Genomic DNA, 17,093 nt, shown 5'->3' with positions numbered 1-17,093 from the left:
CTTTCAAAAGCGGCAAACAGGCTCTCTACATAGCGGGATGTCACCCGCGGCGGGTGAACGTCCAGTAAAAAGGCTGTCGTCCTTCACGAAAAGCTTTGGCCTCATAGCGTGTTGGAGACCAATTATCAGGGCGTTCAAGAAGTGGTGGCGCTGTGTCAAACAGGTCTTGTTGGCTCATCACCTCTTCCACCCATTCCTGATAAACGGGGTGGTCACTGGCAACACGCCACACGGCACCGGGTTTGAGCAAGCGGGCCATCTGGGCGATATTTGCCGGATGGATAAAGCGTCGCTTGGCGTGGCGTGCTTTAGGCCACGGATCAGGGAACATTAGGTACGCACGATCAAGGCACTGATCAGGCAATTTCCGCAGAAGGTCACGCGCATCCTCTGCCCAGAGACGGAGGGTCTCAGGTGGGGTAGAGGTCGCTTCTTCTCCCTCAGGCACGAGGCGAGAGAGCAAAGAGCAAACGCCATTATCAAAGACTTCTGACGCGATATAGCCGACATCAGGATGGCGTTGTGCTTGGTCGTACGCATGTTCGCCATTGCCGAAACCCACTTCCAGGAACAGCTTTTTCACAGGCTTGGAAAATCCCTCTAAGGGAGCATCAAAAGCCTTAAAGCTGAGCCGTGGGAGGGCTTCATCCAACAGGCGCTGTTGGCGTTGGCGCAAAGGATGGCCGCGTTGGCGTCCGTACAAGCGTTCAGGTTGGGGTTTCAGATCGTCAAGCAACGGTGTTGGTCACATGTGTTGAGAGATGGAAAAAGCCCCTGACCAACAGGCAGATGCCCATCAGTCAGGGGAGAGAAAGAGGAGAGAGCTGGCTCCCTCCCATCATCAGGCCAATCAGCGGTTAAGAGCGCTCTTCAGCTTTGCGGCGAGGTCTGTATTCTCCCACGTGAAATTATCCAGCGCTGGGTCAGGAATACGACCAAAATGCCCGTAGGCCGCGGTCTTGCTATAGATCGGACGATTTAAGCGCAGATGCTGACGGATACCGCGTGGGGAGAGATCCATAATCTCATTAAGAAGCGCACCCAAACGTGCTTCGTCCACATCTTTACCTGTGCCGTCCAGATCCACATAGACAGACAGCGGACGGGAAACACCAATCGCGTAGCTGAGCTGAATAGTGCAGCGGTCAGCAAGGTCAGCTGCAACAACATTCTTTGCCAAATAACGCGCGGCATACGCAGCGGAACGATCCACCTTGGTGGGGTCTTTCCCGGAGAAGGCACCGCCACCGTGAGGGGCTGCGCCACCATAGGTATCAACAATGATTTTACGGCCTGTCACGCCCGCATCCCCATCGGGACCACCGATGACAAAGTTCCCTGTTGGGTTCACGTAGAACTCATGGTCAGGGCACATCCAGCCTTCTGGCAACACGTCACGAGCCGTCTGCTTCACCATTTCGCGGATCGTGTCTTGGCTCATATTCGCTTCATGCTGGGTGGACACCACGATGGAGTTCACACCAACAGGCTTACCATTGACATAACGCAGTGTGACTTGGCTTTTCGCGTCTGGCAGAAGGCCAGCGCCGCGTGGGTCACCTTGTTTGCGGTAGTCGCGGATACGCTCAAGAAGGGTTTGTGCATAAAAGAGCGGGGCTGGCATTAGCTCTGGCGTTTCGCGTGTTGCAAAACCGAACATAATGCCCTGATCGCCAGCGCCTTCATCTTTTTCGCCCGCACTATCGACGCCAACAGCAATGTCGGCAGACTGAGCATGAAGATGAGAGACAATATCAGCCTTTTTCCAAGAAAAACCTTCTTGGTCATAGCCGATATCTTTGATGGCCTCGCGGGCACGGTCGATCAGGGTCTTTTCAACCGCGGCCGGCCCACGTACTTCCCCAGCGAGCACAACGCGGTTTGTGGTCACCAGTGTTTCACAGGCTACGCGTGCTTCCGGGTCGGCCTCCAGATAAGCGTCCAGAACAGTATCAGAGATACGGTCTGCAACTTTATCAGGATGGCCCTCAGAGACAGATTCAGAGGTGAAAAGGAAATCGCCGTAATTGCGCACTCAGGGACCTCGCAGGGAATGAGTGGTGAAAAAAAAGGCTGCGATCATGCCCTTATGGTAAGGGAAAAACCGCAGCATGAGGGACTCATCGCTTGGCGTAAATAACGCCACGGGTCAAGGGGAAAGGCGATTTTAAGAGAGAGAAGCGCTCATTTCCTTTTATTTTACAACGAGTTAGTCTGTATGCTTTCTAAGCGCATCTTCCATGCCATACAGGCCTGCATCACGATGGTGCGCCAGCCAGTGCGCTGCTTTGAGCGCGCCACGGGCGAAGACACGCCGGTCAAGTGCGCGATGAGAGAGGGTAATATCTTCATCTGCAGCGTAGAAATGGAGGTCATGCTCACCGACGACTTGCCCACCGCGCAATGAAGCAAAACCGATAGCACCATCGGGACGTTTGCCGTTTTGATCCATACGGGCGACTTGGTCGAAAGGGACGTTACGCCCGGCTGCCACAGCGCGACCGATGGCGAGTGCCGTGCCAGAGGGGGCGTCGACCTTTTGGCGATGGTGGGTCTCAGCAATTTCAGCGTCATAGTCCGGTAAAGCGGCGCCGAGTTCGCGTGCTAAGGCGAGCAGCATGGTTAAAGCGGGGGAGAAATTAGCCGCTTGCAACACAGCAATGGTTTTAGAAGCATCATTGACGGCAGCTTGAGCTGTCTTATCCAAACCGGTTGTGCCGAGCACCCAAGCGCAACCAGCCTCAGCAAAAGCGCGCGCATGATGGGGCACGAGGCTTGCATGGCTGACATCAATAATGACGTCACATGATTGGGCGAGTGTGCTGGCATCTGTCACAATATTGCGGGCAGGGTCTGCGTGGCGCGACAGGCCACCGGCGAGAAGCGGGCCAGCTTCTTGTGCGCAGAGGGAACCAAGCCGGCCGGTGATGCCAGCAATACCGATACGGGGAGAAGAAGAATGTGTCATGGTGCGATCATGCCCGCTCATGCGCAGAAGGCAAGGGGGTGCTGAAACGGAAATTGTTGAACATGTATGAGGTGATAAGGGCTTATGTCGTCTATTAATTGTAAAGTATAGTCTTATCAGAAAAGAGGCGACTGTGGGTACGCACGACGCTCCCCCTCTAGAAGTAGCGCGCTGTGGAGGGGGAGTGTGAAAGATCACTCTTCTAAGAGAGTGGCGCCAACATAACGGCCTGGTGCAATCCCGGGGCAAGCAAAGAGGGCGCTGCCGATATGGGTCGTAAACTGATTCATCATATCGAATTTTGCCATCTTCTCGAACAGTTTCGTGAAGGCGGTGCGTGGGTCTTTTTGGTAGGCTAAGAAGAGGAGACCGACATCAAATTCATTCCCTTGGCGCCAGGGTGGCCAGCGCTCAGCAATATAGCTTAAGCCGTTATTATAGGAATAGGCGCGTCTGAGCATTTGCGCTCCGCCGTTTTCTTCTGGAGCGGCGAGGCGTGCATGGGCGGTTTCAGCGGTCAGCAGGTTTCCGTCTTTGTCTGTTTCTTTAAGGGTAAGAGGTTGGTGTTCGCGTGTGCCGCCAATGGGGGCGCCGGAATATTTTTGCCGACCCATGGTTTGTTCTTGAAACGGGACGTTCATGTTGTCCCAATGTTCTAGGGCAATGCGGATCTGACGGGCGACAAGGTAGCTGCCGCCTGCCATCCATGGGCATGCGGTCGGATCTGCCCAGACAATATCACGCATTTCTTGCGGAGAGTGATTATTGGGATTTATTGTGCCATCTTTGAAGCCCATAAGATTACGCGGTGTGTGCGTTTTGGAGTAATGGGGGAGAAAGCCATGCTGGCTCCAGCGCGGTTCAACGCGACCATAAGCGAGGTGTATTAAGACACGCACAGCGTAGAAGGCGGCTTCAGGATCATCGGCACAGCTTTGGATGCAGAGATCTCCTCCAGAACGGGCGGCTATGAGTTGATCGCCATTAAAATGTGGAAGGTCAGCTAAAGCGGCTGGACGACGAGAAAGAAGCCCGTAGCGGTCTTTCCCATCATGGAGGAAAATACTCGGCCCAAACCCAAAGGTCAGGGTAAGGTGTGCTCCTTTGAGGGAGGCGACCTCGTGAGGAGAGGGGAAGTCTGGGCGTGCTTGCCCGGCCATGAGCGCCGTAGCTGCCTCACTCCATTGCTTCATCAACGCGATGAGATCTGCCTTTTGATCAGACGGGAGGTCAAGGGTGAGGAAGTAGATATAGGGCTGCTGGGGTGTGACAATACCCGGTTGATGCTGGGTTGCCTCGGCCTGAGCATGGGCGGAGTGAGACAAAGCGTTGAAGGCGGCAGCGCTCAGAGCGCCACCCATAAAATGCCGTCGCGACAAAGAAAAGTGAGATGTCATAATCTTACCTTACGGGGCACTGAGATTGAGTGTATTCATATCGTCCTCGACATAATAGAAACCCGTGTTGTCAGGTGTCATTGCGAGTCCGAAAAGGTCTCCATTGCCGGGTGGCTGCTGGGCTTGGTCGTTATCAACCCATTGAGCGTAGATTTGCTTCTTTGCCGCTGGATCAATTTCCACGACTTGACCGTTACGACCATTAGCGATCAAGAGATGATGGCCTGGTACCCACATCATAGCGAGTGGCCAGTTTAACAGACCACCTTTGGTAATGACCCGCCCGACAGCATCATCTTTCCGTAAGATGGGATTGGTACGGTGAAGGGCATCATCAATAGCGGTCACTTCATTATCGTAACCATCGGTAACATATAGAGTGCCATCGTCATCAAGGGCTAAGCCTGTGGGGCCAAAGAGATAATTATCGCGGTCAGCACGAGCGGAAAAGCCACGTGCAATGACGGTTTGATGAGCAATAGCAGGGGGCTGACCTTTAGGAATAGTGAGGTCAAAGCGCATAACGGTCGCTTTTTGTAAAATAGGGGGATAATGCGTCGTAGGGTCTAAAACATTCGGCCCTGGGAGATCAAACCCTGACATAGAGACGAAGAGCGAGGCGGTATCGCCATTATCTTTAAGGGCAATGTCTCCCCAAGGGGCGCTAATATCGGGGCCCTTCCAAGTGGTGACCAGTTTTCCGTTCGCATCCAGAACGATCATACAGCCTTCACCGCGTGTGCGCGTGGAGCCATCTTTACTGGGGGCACTGCCTACAATAACCCAGCCAGATTTGAGAACAGTGAGTGCTGTTGTGAGGCCAATGCCGCCCGGGCATGAAGGGAGATTAGGGGGGAGGTCAGCAAAGACAGAGATATTCTTGGTTTGTGGAGAATAGGCGACAATAGTCGTGCCCGTCCCTTGTAAGTTATTAATATTATTGAAGTTTGTGATGAGTACATCATCTTTATGCAATATGCCCATATCATGTGGAACAGGAACGATGGCATAGGGGTTTAAGTCTCCATTGCCGGGGCTGGTAGAGGCAAGTGTTTTATGGCGGTGGATCGTTTCCAGAAACCCTCGCCTTTCAGCATGGGCATTGGAAAAGAGGATGGATGTCATACAGCCAAGAAGGCCGAAAAGACGGACAGAACGGGAAAACATAAGGGATCCTTACAGAGCGATATTGGTACGGAAGCCTAGGATAAGCTCGTCTTTAATGCGGCGGTCAGGGTGAACAGGGTTGGGAATCCCCCCGCTGGGGTTAAAGATATATTGAAGGTCGGGTTGCCACTGCATCCATCCACAAAACTGGTACTGGTAGGTCATTTCTACGAAGGTCTCGCCACCTTGGGCGGGAGAGTAATTGCCTGTGTAGCGGTGAATGGCTTTATCATTGCGGGCAAGGGCGCTACTGACATGCGTATATCCCATACCGATGCCGAATGTATCATCAGTTCGATAAGGTAACGGGTCTTTGAAGGTAAGACCGAAATTCATACTAAAATCGACAGGAACACGCTCTGATTGAGGCGTGCCCATCACACGACCGAAGATGTTGATCGTACGGTTAGGGTCTGTTCCATGGCTACGCCAGATCATTTGATCCATAACGGCATAGAGGCTGAAAGCACCGCGATGATTGCGTGGCACCCCTGTACTATCGGGAGAGGCAAGCGGTGTGTGGGTGTTGTCGTAATATTGATCTCCAAAGGGTTCGGAATCATACCATCCACCCAAACGATATGTATAAGAGAGGGGTTGATTGCCATCAGGAGAGACCATAGCCCCTAGTGCAGGGTACACATATTGCAGCTCTGCAATAGCCATGACGCCACGATTGAGCGGAAAGCTTGTGCCGGTGCTATTACTCTTTTGTGGGTCGTCAGACCAAGAGCGTGAAGGGCTCCCGCTATACACGCCACCAATGAGGTAAAGAGGTGTTGCAAGCCAGTAGCGGGCGCGTGCTCCTAAGGTTGAAAGAGGATAGGCAGGCCCCCCGCCGGGGAGGTCGGCTGAGGGCACCATAGGCCAGCCGAACATTGTGTTGACGAATGTTAGGGCATTACTGCTGATCATATATTCTTGGTCGAGACTTTGCTGACCTATTTTGATGTCTAATTGTTGTTGGTCAAAAAACTTCTGATCAAACCAGAGTTCCCACAAACGTGAAGAACGATCGGCTTCAATCCCACTGGCCGTTTGAAGCACTCCTAAATTATCGGCACTGAGGCTGCGGCCGTGAATTTGTTCCATACTGACATTGAATGTGCCGCCATACCAACCAAAAGCACGTTGTGTATTAACCTGCAAAACAGCTTGAGTGAGGCCATTATAAGCGGCACCACGGTGAATGCCGCCCGTTGGATTGCCCATGACTTCGGAGGTTTCTTGGATGGCTAAAGTGGCTCCATATTTTCCAAGTTCGGAGCGGAGTCCCCACATATTTCCTAGAAGATTGGCTGTTCTACGCCAGTTTGAGAGGAAACCAAAAACACCTGAAGAGGATTCGTCTTCCGCGTTCATGGCATTGCTTAAGTTGACACGTGGGGGAACGGCGGTAGCTGTATTGGTTAAAAAACCAAACCCGGCGATACCTAAAAAAATCCCACAAAGGGAAGAGGATGATCGTCTGCATTTCGAAACAAAGAGAGGCAGGGTGTGAGGCATGAACATCTATCTCCAGTTGAGATTGATTCTCACTATAGTTCGCATGTAGCTTTTACAAGAAGTTTTTATAATTAAAATAAGTTTAACCTATTTATAGACGGGGTGATGCAATTTTAACTCTTGAGAAACAAGGGGTTAGGGTTTTGAGCTATGAGATAGGGTTATGACAGATGAGTAATTTTGTTAAATCTATAGCTGACATTCAGAATAGAAAGCATAGTCAATGACCAATTCATCTGTCTGATTATCGTCTTGCGCTTAAAGAGCAAATGACCAGCAGAAATTCATTCTTATAATGAACGGATTGTTTTGAGATGGCGATAATAGAGAAGGAGATCACTTACTTAGATAAAAGAGGCAGATATCGACATATGTATGATGGAAGGCTTCTTAGCGGGCGGCTACTGTCTGGAGTCTTCAAGATGGCTTACACGTGCCTAACCTGAAGCCTCTCCATTCTCCCGAATATTTCAAGCAGTTTGAGGAATAAAAAACCCCGGAAGATTGCTCTTCCGGGGGAAAAGAATCCTTAGTTTTCAAAGAATTCTTTAACGCGGGCAAAAAATCCGCTGCTTTCTGGACTGGCTTTGTGACTATCGCCAGAGGCGTCTTCAAATTCCTCCAATAATTCACGCTGCCGTTTCGTGAGGTTCTTTGGTGTTTCAACAGAAACCTGAAGATACATATCCCCACGTGCACTGGAGTGCAGAACGGAGAAGCCTTTACCACGGAGGCGGAATGTTTCTCCTGCTTGTGTTCCAGCAGGGATTTTCACCTTCGTGCGGCTACCGTCAATAACGGGCACTTCGATTTCGGTGCCCAAGGCGGCCTGTGTTAGGCGCAGGGGAACGCGGCAATAAATATTGGCGCCATCACGTTGGAAGAGGTCATGTCCTTCCACAGTGACGAGCACATACAGATCCCCAGGGACAATGCCTTCACCACCAGACTCGCCCTTACCAGCAACGCGGATGCGGGTGCCATCTTCAATCCCGGCTGGGATGTCGATTTTGACACTTTCCTTAGCAGCTTCCGTGCCGCTGCCTTGGCAGCTCTTGCAAGGATTCGCGACTGTTTGGCCAGAGCCATGGCAGGTTGGGCAGGGGCGCTCTACAAGGAAGAAGCCTTGTTGTGCACGGACAACCCCGCGGCCATGACAGGTCGCACAGGTTGAACGCTTCGCGTTAGGGTCAGCAGAGCCGGAGCCGTTGCAGCTTGAGCAGTTCGTGCGTGTCTTGACCTCAACATTTTTGCTAACGCCACTAAAGGCTTCAGCAAGACTGATCTCAACTTGCACCTGCACGTCTGCGGCGCTCTGTTGGCGCGGGCCACCACGACGACCGCCCATGCCGAACATCTGTTCAAAGATGTCGCCAAGACCGCCAGCATCGAAGCCGCCAAAGCCACCACCACCGCCGAAGCCGCCGCCTCCGCCGCCCATGCCGCTTTCAAAAGCTTCATGGCCGTACTGGTCATAGGCTGCGCGCTTTTGTTCATCTTTGAGAACATCATAAGCGGCGCTGATGTCTTTGAACTTTTGTTCTGCTTCTTTATCGCCGGGGTTACGGTCTGGGTGGTAGCGCATGGCTTGCTTGCGATAAGCGCGCTTAATTTCGTCACCACTTGCGGTGCGAGAAACACTCAGAAGTTCGTAATAATCTATACTTGTGGCCATGTCGGTCCTCATTTCTCGAGGGTGATCGGCAGATGGGGCCCCATGAAGAAAGGGCGCCTCCCCTTGAACGGGAAGAGGCGCCCTCAGGGGTGGATTAAACTAAGGGCTTCCTCAGTTTAATACGCACTCCGCCTGATTAGTCTTTCTTCTTCTTATCATCGACATCTTCGAATTCAGCATCGACGACGTCTTCATCTTTCTTACCAGACTCTTGAGCCCCTTCAGCACCTTGCTGGCCTTCAGCACCCTGATGGACAGCCTGACCAACCTTCATGGCGGCCTGTGTCAGACGATCGCTTGCGCTCTTGATCGCTTCAGCATTGTCACCTTCAAGAGCTTCGCGAGCAGCCTTGATGGCTTCTTCTGCTTCGGTCTTATCAGCAGCAGGAACCTTATCCCCACCTTCAGAGATGGATTTCTCTGTCTGATGGATCAGGCCTTCTGTAGCGTTGCGCTGTTCAATGAGCTCACGACGGGCTTTGTCAGCATCAGCGTTTGCTTCAGCTTCCTTCACCATACGGTCGATGTCGTCATCGGACAGACCACCAGAGGCTTGGATCTGGATCTTCTGTTCCTTACCCGTTGCCTTATCCTTAGCGGAGACGTTGACGATACCGTTCGCATCAATATCGAAGGTCACTTCAATCTGTGGCACACCGCGTGGAGCTGGTGCGATCCCCTGCAGGTCAAAGTTGCCGAGCAGTTTGTTGTCAGCAGCCATCTCGCGCTCACCCTGGAAGACCTTAATGGTCACAGCAGGCTGATTATCTTCGGCAGTTGAGAAGGTCTGGCTCTTTTTGGTCGGAATGGTCGTGTTACGATCAATCAGACGGGTGAAGACACCACCGAGTGTTTCAATACCGAGGGACAGTGGGGTCACGTCCAGCAGCAGAACGTCCTTAACGTCACCCTGCAGCACGGCGCCCTGAATACCAGCACCAATAGCGACGACTTCGTCTGGGTTCACATTGCGGGCTGGTTCTTTCCCGAAGAATTCCTGAACGCTCTCAACAACCTTCGGCATACGGGTCATACCACCGACCAAGATCACGTCATTGATCTCGCTTGTGGACAGGCCAGCATCCTTCAGAGCTTGCTTGCATGGTTCCAAGGAGCGCTTGATGAGGTCTTCAACCAAGCTTTCCAGCTTCGCACGGCTGACGCGAACCACCAAATGCTTAGGGCCAGAAGCGTCTGCGGTAATGAAGGGCAGGTTGACTTCTGTTTCCTTCGCGGAAGACAGCTCAATCTTTGCTTTTTCAGCGGCTTCTTTTAAGCGCTGCAGAGCCATCTTATCGCCGCGAATGTCAACGCCTTGATCACGCTTGAATTCGTCAGCAAGGAATTCGATGATCTTGTTATCGAAGTCTTCACCACCGAGGAAGGTATCACCGTTGGTGGATTTCACTTCAATCACGCCATCGGAGATTTCCAAGATGGAGATATCGAATGTCCCACCACCCAAGTCATACACAGCCACATGGCCAGAATCGCTCTTTTCCAGACCATAAGCCAGAGCAGCAGATGTTGGCTCGTTAATGATGCGCTTGACATCCAGACCTGCAATACGACCGGCATCACGTGTTGCTTGACGCTGTGCATCGTTAAAGTAAGCAGGGACGGTGATGACTGCTTCAGTCACTTTCTCGCCAAGATAAGCTTCAGCGGTTTCCTTCATCTTACCGAGGATGAAAGCAGAAATCTGTGCAGGGGCGTATTTCTCGCCACGTGCGCTCACCCATGCATCGCCATTGTCGCCACGGACGATCTCGTACGGAACCATCTCTTTATCTTTAGCGACGGTTGGGTCGTCATAACGACGGCCAATAAGGCGCTTAACAGCATAGAGTGTGTTTGTTGGGTTGGTAACAGCCTGACGTTTTGCAGCCTGACCAACAAGGCGCTCACCTTTATCTGTAAAAGCAACCACGGATGGGGTTGTGCGTGCGCCTTCGCTGTTTTCAATAACCTTAGTTTCATTCCCGTCGCGCACAGCAACGCAGGAGTTGGTTGTACCAAGGTCAATACCAATTACTTTACCCATAGGTCTTTGTCCTTTTCAGCGGTCGCGCCCGACCCTTTTGCGGCATCAGGAGGCGACCCTATTGTGACGTAACAAAATGCGGTCAATCTACCAGAGGTATCTTAGACCTCACTTATAATGACAAGCTAAGAAGATTATGGATCATTTTCAAGAGTAAAGAACATGTTAGGGCGAGAGTTTTTGTCGTACATGGTGCGATTATCTTGGTAAGATGGCTTCCATTCTGGGGCGGCTTGCGCCACAATCAAGGGAGCTATGACAGTCGTCGGAGTGTGCCCTCCTGTTCCAATGTTTTTTCTTTTCGTCGTGGTATCGTTATGATGCCGTGTTTCTAAGGCGCATCATAACGCTGGTTATGGGGTTGGGGATGTTTTGTGGGTTTCAAGGCTGTGTCAGCTTAGGCCCTCGGCAAATGCAGCATGACCAGTTGGCGTATTCGCGCGCTTTGGGGGAAACGCAGAAGCGTGAAATGCTGCTGAACATTGTGCGTTTGCGTTATGCAGACCCGCCAACGTTTCTGGATACAACGCAGGTTATTGCCGGGTATAACTACACGCGCAGCATGAGCGGTGGGTATTATGGTTATCCAGCGTCCGCGGTGAGCAATTATTTCTTCGGGCAAGGGTCGCTCTCTATGGCAGAGAATCCGACCGTGACGTATCAGCCGTTGACTGGGCAACAATACGCAGAAAATATCATCCGCCCTATTTCCCCAACGGTGATTATGCCGTTGAGCTTGGGGGGTATGCCTATTGATACGCTGTTGCGTTTAACGGCGCAGTCCATTGACGGGCTTTCAAATGTACGCGGGTTGGGAACGGGGCCTTTTGGTGGGGGGTCTGTTCGGTTTTACTTGCTTTTGCATGACCTCAAGCAGCTTCAGGCGGCGGGGGCGATGACGGTGCGTATCACGACCGATGAGCCTGATGAATCGTCTGGTAAAAAGAAATCCTCATCCAGTGGTAGCAGTAATGGCACTCCAAGCACAGATGGCCCTGAGCACGCATATCTCGTCTTAACGGCAACCTCGGATAGCAATCTTCAAGCGATTCAAGCGGAAGTGAAGCGGTTGTTGCATCTTGACCCTAATGCGCAAGAGGCGGAGATCGTTTATGGGCCGTATCCAAAACATGCAGGCCAAATCGCCATTCTAACGCGCTCAATGCTGGCAATGCTTACGCAGCTTTCCTACGAAATGCAGGTGCCTGAGAAGGATGTGCATCTGGGGCGTACGCCGCCGACAATCGGGCAAGTCGGGATTGAAAACCGCTCGGAGGTGGTCATTCATTGTGATCGCGATGTGCCTGATCATAGCTATGCCAGCGTCGAGTATAAGGGCCGCTGGTATTGGATTGATGATAATGATTTTCGCAGTAAGGAAGCTTTTACTATGGTGCAGGTGCTCAGTGCCCTTGCCGCAACAAGCCATGGAACAGGCGCTGTTGTGACGATCCCTGCTGGATGACGAAAGAAACATCATGACATCATCACCCGTTGTGCTGCAGCTCCTGCCAAGTCTTGGTATTGGCGGGGTAGAGCAGGGCGCTGTGGACATGGCTGAAGCCGTTGCGAAAGCCGGCGGGCGGGCGCTTGTGGCCAGTGAAAGTGGCTCTCTTCTGCCACATTTGCGCTATGTAGGGGGGGAGTTCCGAGAGCTTCCCTTGCCCAAAAAATGGTCGCCCTTTGTGTTTCGGCGTAAGGTAAAAGAGCTTCAGGCGCTGATACGACGTGACAAGGTGCAGCTTGTACATGCGCGGTCACGCTACCCGGCATGGGTAGCAGCGCAGGCCTGCAAGCGCGAGAATATCCCTCTCGTGACGACCTGGCATGGCGTGCATAAAGCGCGTTCCTTTATCAAGCGTTCTTATAATGCGGGCCTTCTTAAAGGGGATCGGGTGATTGCGGTGTCCTCTCATATCGCGCAGCGTTTGCAGGCAGAATATAGGGTGAGTGCCGAGCGTTTGGTGACGATTGCCCGTGGGAGTGACCCGCAGCGTTTTTCTGTGGGGACGGTGAGTGGAACGCGTGTTCAGGCGTTGGTGGATCGTTGGCATATTCCTGAAGATCAACCGGTGATTGTGCTCCCCGGTCGGGTGACATCGTGGAAAGGCCACGGACTGTTAGTCGAGGCTTTAGGGCAGCTTGCAACAGAATATCCAGCAGTGCCGTGGGTGTGTGTGTTTGTCGGGCCGGAGACAGACCCAGCTTTTGCACGCCGTGTGCATCGTCGTGCGTGCGATTTAGGGATCGCGGATCGCTTGCGTTTTGTAGGGCCGTGTGAGGATATGCCCGCAGTCTATACGCTGGCGCATATGGCGGTGGTGCCGTCGTGCCGTCCGGAACCTTTTGGGCGTGTAGCGGTTGAAGCACAAATGATGGGCTGCCCAGTGATCGGTTCAGCACAAGGTGGGTTGGCGGAAACGATTATTCCGCATGAGACAGGTCTGCTTGTGCCCCCTCAGGATAGTGTGGCGTTAGAGAAAGCGATTGTGACGTTCTTGATGATGGATCCGTACGATCGTGCAGAAATGGGGGAGTGTGCTGTTGCCCATGTTCTGAAGCGCTATACAAAGCAGCAGATGCAGCGGGAGACACTTGGGGTGTATGACGCGCTACTGGGCACATCTTTGCAGGGGCATTTCGATCAACAACAAGGTGAGGGGTTCTCATGACAGACGCTAAGAAAACAACAGAAAAAACAAAAGGCGAGCAGGCGCGAGAAGAACGTTTAGCGCGGGAGGCAAAAGCGCTTCGAGCCAATTTGCTGCGTCGCAAACAGCAACAGCGTGGCCGCCCGGCTGAGAAAGAGTAAAGCCTCCTCTCAAGAGGCCTTACTCGTCGCCCCAGAGACGGGTAGATCGGTCATTTCTGCGCAAAGAGCGCGACATGGCTTCCCAAAAACCGGGCGCCGTCCTTTTCGATGTCGCTTGGTGTGCGGGAGCCGTCACCTCCAGCGATGGTACTGGCGCCATAAGGGGTGCCTCCTGCGACGGTCTCGAGTTGGAGCTGTCCTTGGAAGCTATAGGGTAGTCCAGTCACCACCATCCCGTGATGGAGGAGGTTGGACATGAGGGAATAGAGGGTCATTTCTTGCCCGCCATGCTGCGTTGCCGTGGAGGTAAAGACAGCGCCAATCTTCCCAATGAGAGCGCCTTTGAGCCAAAGCGTGCCGGTTCTATCCCAGAAATTGGCCATTTGTGCGGGCTGCCGTCCAAAGCGGGTCGGGGCGCCGATAATAATCGCATCATAGTCTGCAAGTTCGTCAGGTTGCGCGATGGGAGCGCTTTGATCGGTCTTAAAGTGGTTCTCGCGGGCTGTCTCTTCAGGCACGAGCTCTGGCACTTGTTTGATCGCGACGTGAGCCCCGGTGGAGCGAGCGCCTTCAGCAATGGCATGGGCTATGGTTTCTGTATGGCCATAAGAGGAATAATAGAGAACAAGAACACGTATTTGCTTAGGTGGCGCGTGTGTTGATGTGCTGGCCGCCTCTTTGGGGGAGCTAAAGAACTGCCGAAGTGATGAGAGGAATGACATGGTTCTCTTCCTTACGAAACATGTGAAAAGAGGTCATCTTTGATGATGAGAGATCGTACGCTTCTCTTCTGTATGGCAGCTCTGAAGGGTGAGAACGACGATCAGTTTAGAAAGCCTATGGTGCATAATTGTTCGTTTCGATTTTTATCATGCATAGTAGGGAGGCCCAAACGGTGGGTGTTGGGGCTAAAAAGCGCTCTGTGAACAGAATTCTGCCGTGAAGCGGTGTTTTATACGCTTCTTACGTTGCGTCTGGGCGCATGCCTCGTTACAGCGAGAGAGAGCTTTGACAATCAAGGAGTACTACCATGCCGGTCATGCCTGACCACTGGATTCGCCGTATGGCTCTGGAAAACGGTATGATCGAGCCGTTTGTAGAAGCCCAAAAACGTGAGGGGGTTATCTCTTACGGCCTGTCATCTTATGGCTATGACGCGCGGGTAGCGGACGAGTTCCATATTTTTACCGATGTGGATAGCGCTGTGGTGGACCCCAAGAAGTTTGAGCCCAATAGTTTTGTGACACGGCGTGGGGATATTACAATCCCTCCCAATAGTTTCGCGCTGGCTCATACGATTGAGCATTTTAAAATTCCGCGTGATACGCTTGTCGTTTGCTTGGGTAAATCAACCTATGCTCGTTGTGGCATTATCGTAAATGTCACACCACTTGAGCCTGAATGGGAAGGACAAGTGACGATCGAGATCAGCAATACGACGCCTCTTCCAGCCCGTATTTATGCCAATGAAGGCATTTGCCAGTTCCTGTTCTTTAAAGGGGACAGCCCGTGCGAGGTGAGCTATGGCGACCGTGCGGGTAAATATATGAACCAAACAGGCGTGACGCCACCTCGGCTTTAAGAGAGCATTATGGATCAATTCCTTATCCAAGGCGGACAACGCCTTCATGGTGATATTGCCCTCGGCGGGGCGAAGAATTCTGGCCTAAAATTGATGGTGGCGGCCTTGTTGTCTGACGGGCCATTAATTCTGTCTAATGTGCCCAATATTGCCGATATCCGCACGATGCGCAGCCTGCTGACGGGCCTTGGCCTCAGTGTGGAAGAGGTGGACGGCCCGCATTGTTTGAGTGTGAGCGGCCGGGCAAGCTCTGTTGAAGCGCCGTATGATATTGTCGCGAAGATGCGTGCGTCCATTTTGGTGTTGGGCCCTCTCCTCGCGCGCGAAGGGGAGGCGCGGGTGTCTCTCCCGGGGGGCTGTGCGATTGGCACACGTCCTGTGGATTTGCACCTTAAAGGCTTTGAAGCCCTAGGCGCGACGATCACGCTTGAGGGGGGATATATCAATGCGCAAGCGCCCGGCGGTGGCCTTAAAGGGGCGCGTATTGTTCTGCCTTTTCCAAGTGTAGGGGCAACGGAAAATATCCTCATGGCAGCCACTTTAGCGAAAGGGACGACAGAGATCGTCAATGCCGCGCGTGAGCCTGAGATTGCCGATCTGGCCAATTGCCTAAACGCGATGGGAGCTCGTATTACGCGTGAGGCATCCGATACCCTCGTGATTGAAGGGGTCGAGCGTCTTCATGGTGCTCGTTACAGCGTCATGCCGGACCGTATCGAGTGTGGCACCTATGCCTGTGCTGTTGGTATTGCCGGTGGAGATGTTCTTTTAGAAGGCGGCCGCGTTGGTGATCAGGAAGCGGTCTTGCAGGCTCTTCGTCACGCGGGTGTGCGTGTGGATGAAGATGCGCGCGGTATCCGTGTGCGTAGCGAAGGGAAACTCACGGGGATTGATTTAACAACGGAGCCTTACCCCGGCTTTCCGACCGATATGCAGGCGCAATTTATGGCGATGCTATCTGTCGCAGAGGGGGCGTCGTTGATGACTGAAACGATTTTTGAAAATCGTTTCATGCATGTTCCAGAGCTGAACCGAATGGGTGCGAATATTAATATCCAAGGGCGCTCGGCTATTATTCGTGGCGTGCCGTCTCTGTCAGGGGCGCCTGTTATGGCGACGGATCTGCGGGCTTCTTTCTCTCTCATCGTCGCAGCCCTTGTGGCGCAGGGCGAGACGCGGTTGAGTCGGATTTATCATCTCGATAGAGGGTATGAAGGGGTTGATCGTAAGTTATCAGCCTGTGGCGCGGTGATTAAACGCGTCAAAGACACCGAGTAGCACGGTGACGGGTAGAGGGCGGTGTTCTTCTGACAGAGAGAAGCACCGCCCTTACGCGCAAAAAATGCGCCGTATTACGCTTTTTTGAGCAGCTCAATAGCTGCGGGAACGCTTTCTACCACAGAATAAAATTGTTGAGCGTGATCTTCTGCAAACCCTTGCGTGATAGAGGCTTGCAGAGTGGCGAGAAGCGGGTTCGCCCATTCTTCTACATTGAGGATAATGATTGGCTTGTTATGCAGGCCAAGCTGTTTGTTCACCAGCACTTCAGCAAATTCATCTAACGTACCAAATCCGCCAGGTAGGATGATATACGCGTCAGCAAGGTCAAAAAGCTTGGCTTTGCGGCTAGGCATATCTTCTGTCACGTCTAGGTCTGTCACCCCTGCGTGAAGCACTTCACGGGCTTCAAGGAAAGAGGGGATAATGCCTTTGACAGGCCCGCCTGCTCTGAGGGTAGCATCTGCAACACTGCCCATAAGCCCGGCTTGTCCACCACCATAGACTAAGGTCAAACCGTTATGGGCTAATGCTTCGCCTAAAGTGCGCGCTACTTCTGTATAACGTGGAGAATGACCACTGCGGGAGCCGCAGAAGACCGAGCAGGTTTTAAGAGACATAGCGGAAAAGACTCCTCCATAAAAAACGCTGGAGGAAGATCCCC

General features: G+C 52.7%; 15 protein-coding genes. 5 read left to right on the top strand and 10 right to left on the bottom strand.

Annotated elements, in window-relative coordinates:
* Positions 1-40 precede the first annotated feature (40 nt).
* The 8 genes from trmB to dnaK form a co-directional block, all read right to left on the bottom strand.
* Positions 41-736, bottom strand: a complete 696-nt coding sequence (trmB, locus tag F457_RS0108080; protein ID WP_018980631.1) for a tRNA (guanine(46)-N(7))-methyltransferase TrmB — start codon at positions 734-736, stop codon at positions 41-43.
* A gap of 114 nt (positions 737-850) precedes the next feature.
* Positions 851-2,035 carry a methionine adenosyltransferase gene (gene metK, locus F457_RS0108075; RefSeq protein WP_018980630.1) on the bottom strand — a complete coding sequence of 395 codons (1,185 nt, stop codon included), beginning with the start codon at positions 2,033-2,035 and terminating at the stop codon, positions 851-853.
* A 174-nt stretch (positions 2,036-2,209) separates the two neighbouring features.
* Positions 2,210-2,968 carry a 4-hydroxy-tetrahydrodipicolinate reductase gene (dapB, locus tag F457_RS0108070; protein ID WP_026294292.1) on the bottom strand — a complete coding sequence of 253 codons (759 nt, stop codon included), beginning with the start codon at positions 2,966-2,968 and terminating at the stop codon, positions 2,210-2,212.
* 194 nt (positions 2,969-3,162) lie between these two features.
* On the bottom strand, positions 3,163-4,365 hold the full coding sequence (locus F457_RS0108065) for a Dyp-type peroxidase (protein ID WP_026294291.1): 1,203 nt from the start codon (positions 4,363-4,365) through the stop codon (positions 3,163-3,165).
* 9 nt (positions 4,366-4,374) lie between these two features.
* Entirely contained in the window at positions 4,375-5,532 is a 1,158-nt protein-coding gene (locus tag F457_RS0108060; protein ID WP_018980627.1) for an NHL repeat-containing protein, read from the bottom strand.
* A 9-nt stretch (positions 5,533-5,541) separates the two neighbouring features.
* Positions 5,542-7,038 (bottom strand): carbohydrate porin, encoded by a 1,497-nt coding sequence (locus F457_RS0108055; protein WP_245539131.1) that lies wholly within the window; start codon positions 7,036-7,038, stop codon positions 5,542-5,544.
* A gap of 529 nt (positions 7,039-7,567) precedes the next feature.
* The gene (gene dnaJ / locus F457_RS0108050; protein ID WP_018980625.1) at positions 7,568-8,713 is read right to left on the bottom strand and encodes a molecular chaperone DnaJ; all 1,146 of its coding nucleotides are present in this window, start codon (positions 8,711-8,713) and stop codon (positions 7,568-7,570) included.
* Between the two features lie 136 nt (positions 8,714-8,849).
* Positions 8,850-10,757: a molecular chaperone DnaK gene (dnaK, locus tag F457_RS0108045; RefSeq protein WP_018980624.1), complete on the bottom strand. Its 1,908-nt coding sequence runs from the start codon at positions 10,755-10,757 to the stop codon at positions 8,850-8,852.
* Positions 10,758-11,124: 367 nt separating this feature from the next.
* Here dnaK and F457_RS0108040 point away from each other — a divergent pair, with 367 nt between their 5' ends.
* Genes F457_RS0108040 through F457_RS13945 form a run of 3 tightly spaced genes read left to right on the top strand, consistent with a single transcriptional unit; the run spans position 11,125 to position 13,569 of the window.
* Positions 11,125-12,222, top strand: a complete 1,098-nt coding sequence (locus F457_RS0108040; protein WP_245539130.1) for a hypothetical protein — start codon at positions 11,125-11,127, stop codon at positions 12,220-12,222.
* Between the two features lie 13 nt (positions 12,223-12,235).
* On the top strand, positions 12,236-13,429 hold the full coding sequence (locus tag F457_RS0108035) for a glycosyltransferase family 4 protein (RefSeq protein WP_018980622.1): 1,194 nt from the start codon (positions 12,236-12,238) through the stop codon (positions 13,427-13,429).
* Positions 13,426-13,569 (top strand): hypothetical protein, encoded by a 144-nt coding sequence (locus F457_RS13945; RefSeq protein ID WP_018980621.1) that lies wholly within the window; start codon positions 13,426-13,428, stop codon positions 13,567-13,569. The genes F457_RS0108035 and F457_RS13945 overlap by 4 nt, the downstream gene beginning before the upstream one ends.
* A gap of 50 nt (positions 13,570-13,619) precedes the next feature.
* Here F457_RS13945 and wrbA read toward each other — a convergent pair whose 3' ends face one another.
* Positions 13,620-14,291 (bottom strand): NAD(P)H:quinone oxidoreductase, encoded by a 672-nt coding sequence (wrbA, locus tag F457_RS0108025; protein WP_018980620.1) that lies wholly within the window; start codon positions 14,289-14,291, stop codon positions 13,620-13,622.
* Positions 14,292-14,599: 308 nt separating this feature from the next.
* Here wrbA and dcd point away from each other — a divergent pair, with 308 nt between their 5' ends.
* Together dcd and murA are read left to right on the top strand one after the other, a co-directional pair.
* Positions 14,600-15,151, top strand: coding sequence for a dCTP deaminase (gene dcd / locus F457_RS0108020; RefSeq protein WP_018980619.1), 552 nt, complete (start codon positions 14,600-14,602; stop codon positions 15,149-15,151).
* A gap of 9 nt (positions 15,152-15,160) precedes the next feature.
* Positions 15,161-16,429: a UDP-N-acetylglucosamine 1-carboxyvinyltransferase gene (murA, locus tag F457_RS0108015; RefSeq protein ID WP_018980618.1), complete on the top strand. Its 1,269-nt coding sequence runs from the start codon at positions 15,161-15,163 to the stop codon at positions 16,427-16,429.
* 74 nt (positions 16,430-16,503) lie between these two features.
* On the opposite strand, the gene F457_RS0108010 is transcribed toward murA, so the two are convergent.
* Positions 16,504-17,049: an LOG family protein gene (locus tag F457_RS0108010; RefSeq protein WP_018980617.1), complete on the bottom strand. Its 546-nt coding sequence runs from the start codon at positions 17,047-17,049 to the stop codon at positions 16,504-16,506.
* Positions 17,050-17,093 lie beyond the last annotated feature (44 nt).

Source organism: Saccharibacter floricola DSM 15669 (assembly GCF_000378165.1).
GTDB lineage: Bacteria > Pseudomonadota > Alphaproteobacteria > Acetobacterales > Acetobacteraceae > Saccharibacter > Saccharibacter floricola.
This window is presented reverse-complemented; position numbering and strand designations above follow the sequence as displayed.

Excerpts from the sequence above, each read along its gene's own strand:
- dapB (WP_026294292.1), bottom strand. The coding sequence starts at position 2,968 with ATGACACATTCTTCTTCTCCCCGTATCGGTATTGCTGGCATCACCGGC.
- F457_RS0108065 (WP_026294291.1), bottom strand. The coding sequence starts at position 4,365 with ATGACATCTCACTTTTCTTTGTCGCGACGGCATTTTATGGGTGGCGCT.
- F457_RS0108060 (WP_018980627.1), bottom strand. The coding sequence starts at position 5,532 with ATGTTTTCCCGTTCTGTCCGTCTTTTCGGCCTTCTTGGCTGTATGACA.
- F457_RS0108055 (WP_245539131.1), bottom strand. The coding sequence starts at position 7,038 with ATGCCTCACACCCTGCCTCTCTTTGTTTCGAAATGCAGACGATCATCC.
- dnaJ (WP_018980625.1), bottom strand. The coding sequence starts at position 8,713 with ATGGCCACAAGTATAGATTATTACGAACTTCTGAGTGTTTCTCGCACC.
- dnaK (WP_018980624.1), bottom strand. The coding sequence starts at position 10,757 with ATGGGTAAAGTAATTGGTATTGACCTTGGTACAACCAACTCCTGCGTT.
- F457_RS0108040 (WP_245539130.1), top strand. The coding sequence starts at position 11,125 with ATGTTTTGTGGGTTTCAAGGCTGTGTCAGCTTAGGCCCTCGGCAAATG.
- F457_RS0108035 (WP_018980622.1), top strand. The coding sequence starts at position 12,236 with ATGACATCATCACCCGTTGTGCTGCAGCTCCTGCCAAGTCTTGGTATT.
- F457_RS13945 (WP_018980621.1), top strand. The coding sequence starts at position 13,426 with ATGACAGACGCTAAGAAAACAACAGAAAAAACAAAAGGCGAGCAGGCG.
- wrbA (WP_018980620.1), bottom strand. The coding sequence starts at position 14,291 with ATGTCATTCCTCTCATCACTTCGGCAGTTCTTTAGCTCCCCCAAAGAG.
- dcd (WP_018980619.1), top strand. The coding sequence starts at position 14,600 with ATGCCGGTCATGCCTGACCACTGGATTCGCCGTATGGCTCTGGAAAAC.
- murA (WP_018980618.1), top strand. The coding sequence starts at position 15,161 with ATGGATCAATTCCTTATCCAAGGCGGACAACGCCTTCATGGTGATATT.
- F457_RS0108010 (WP_018980617.1), bottom strand. The coding sequence starts at position 17,049 with ATGTCTCTTAAAACCTGCTCGGTCTTCTGCGGCTCCCGCAGTGGTCAT.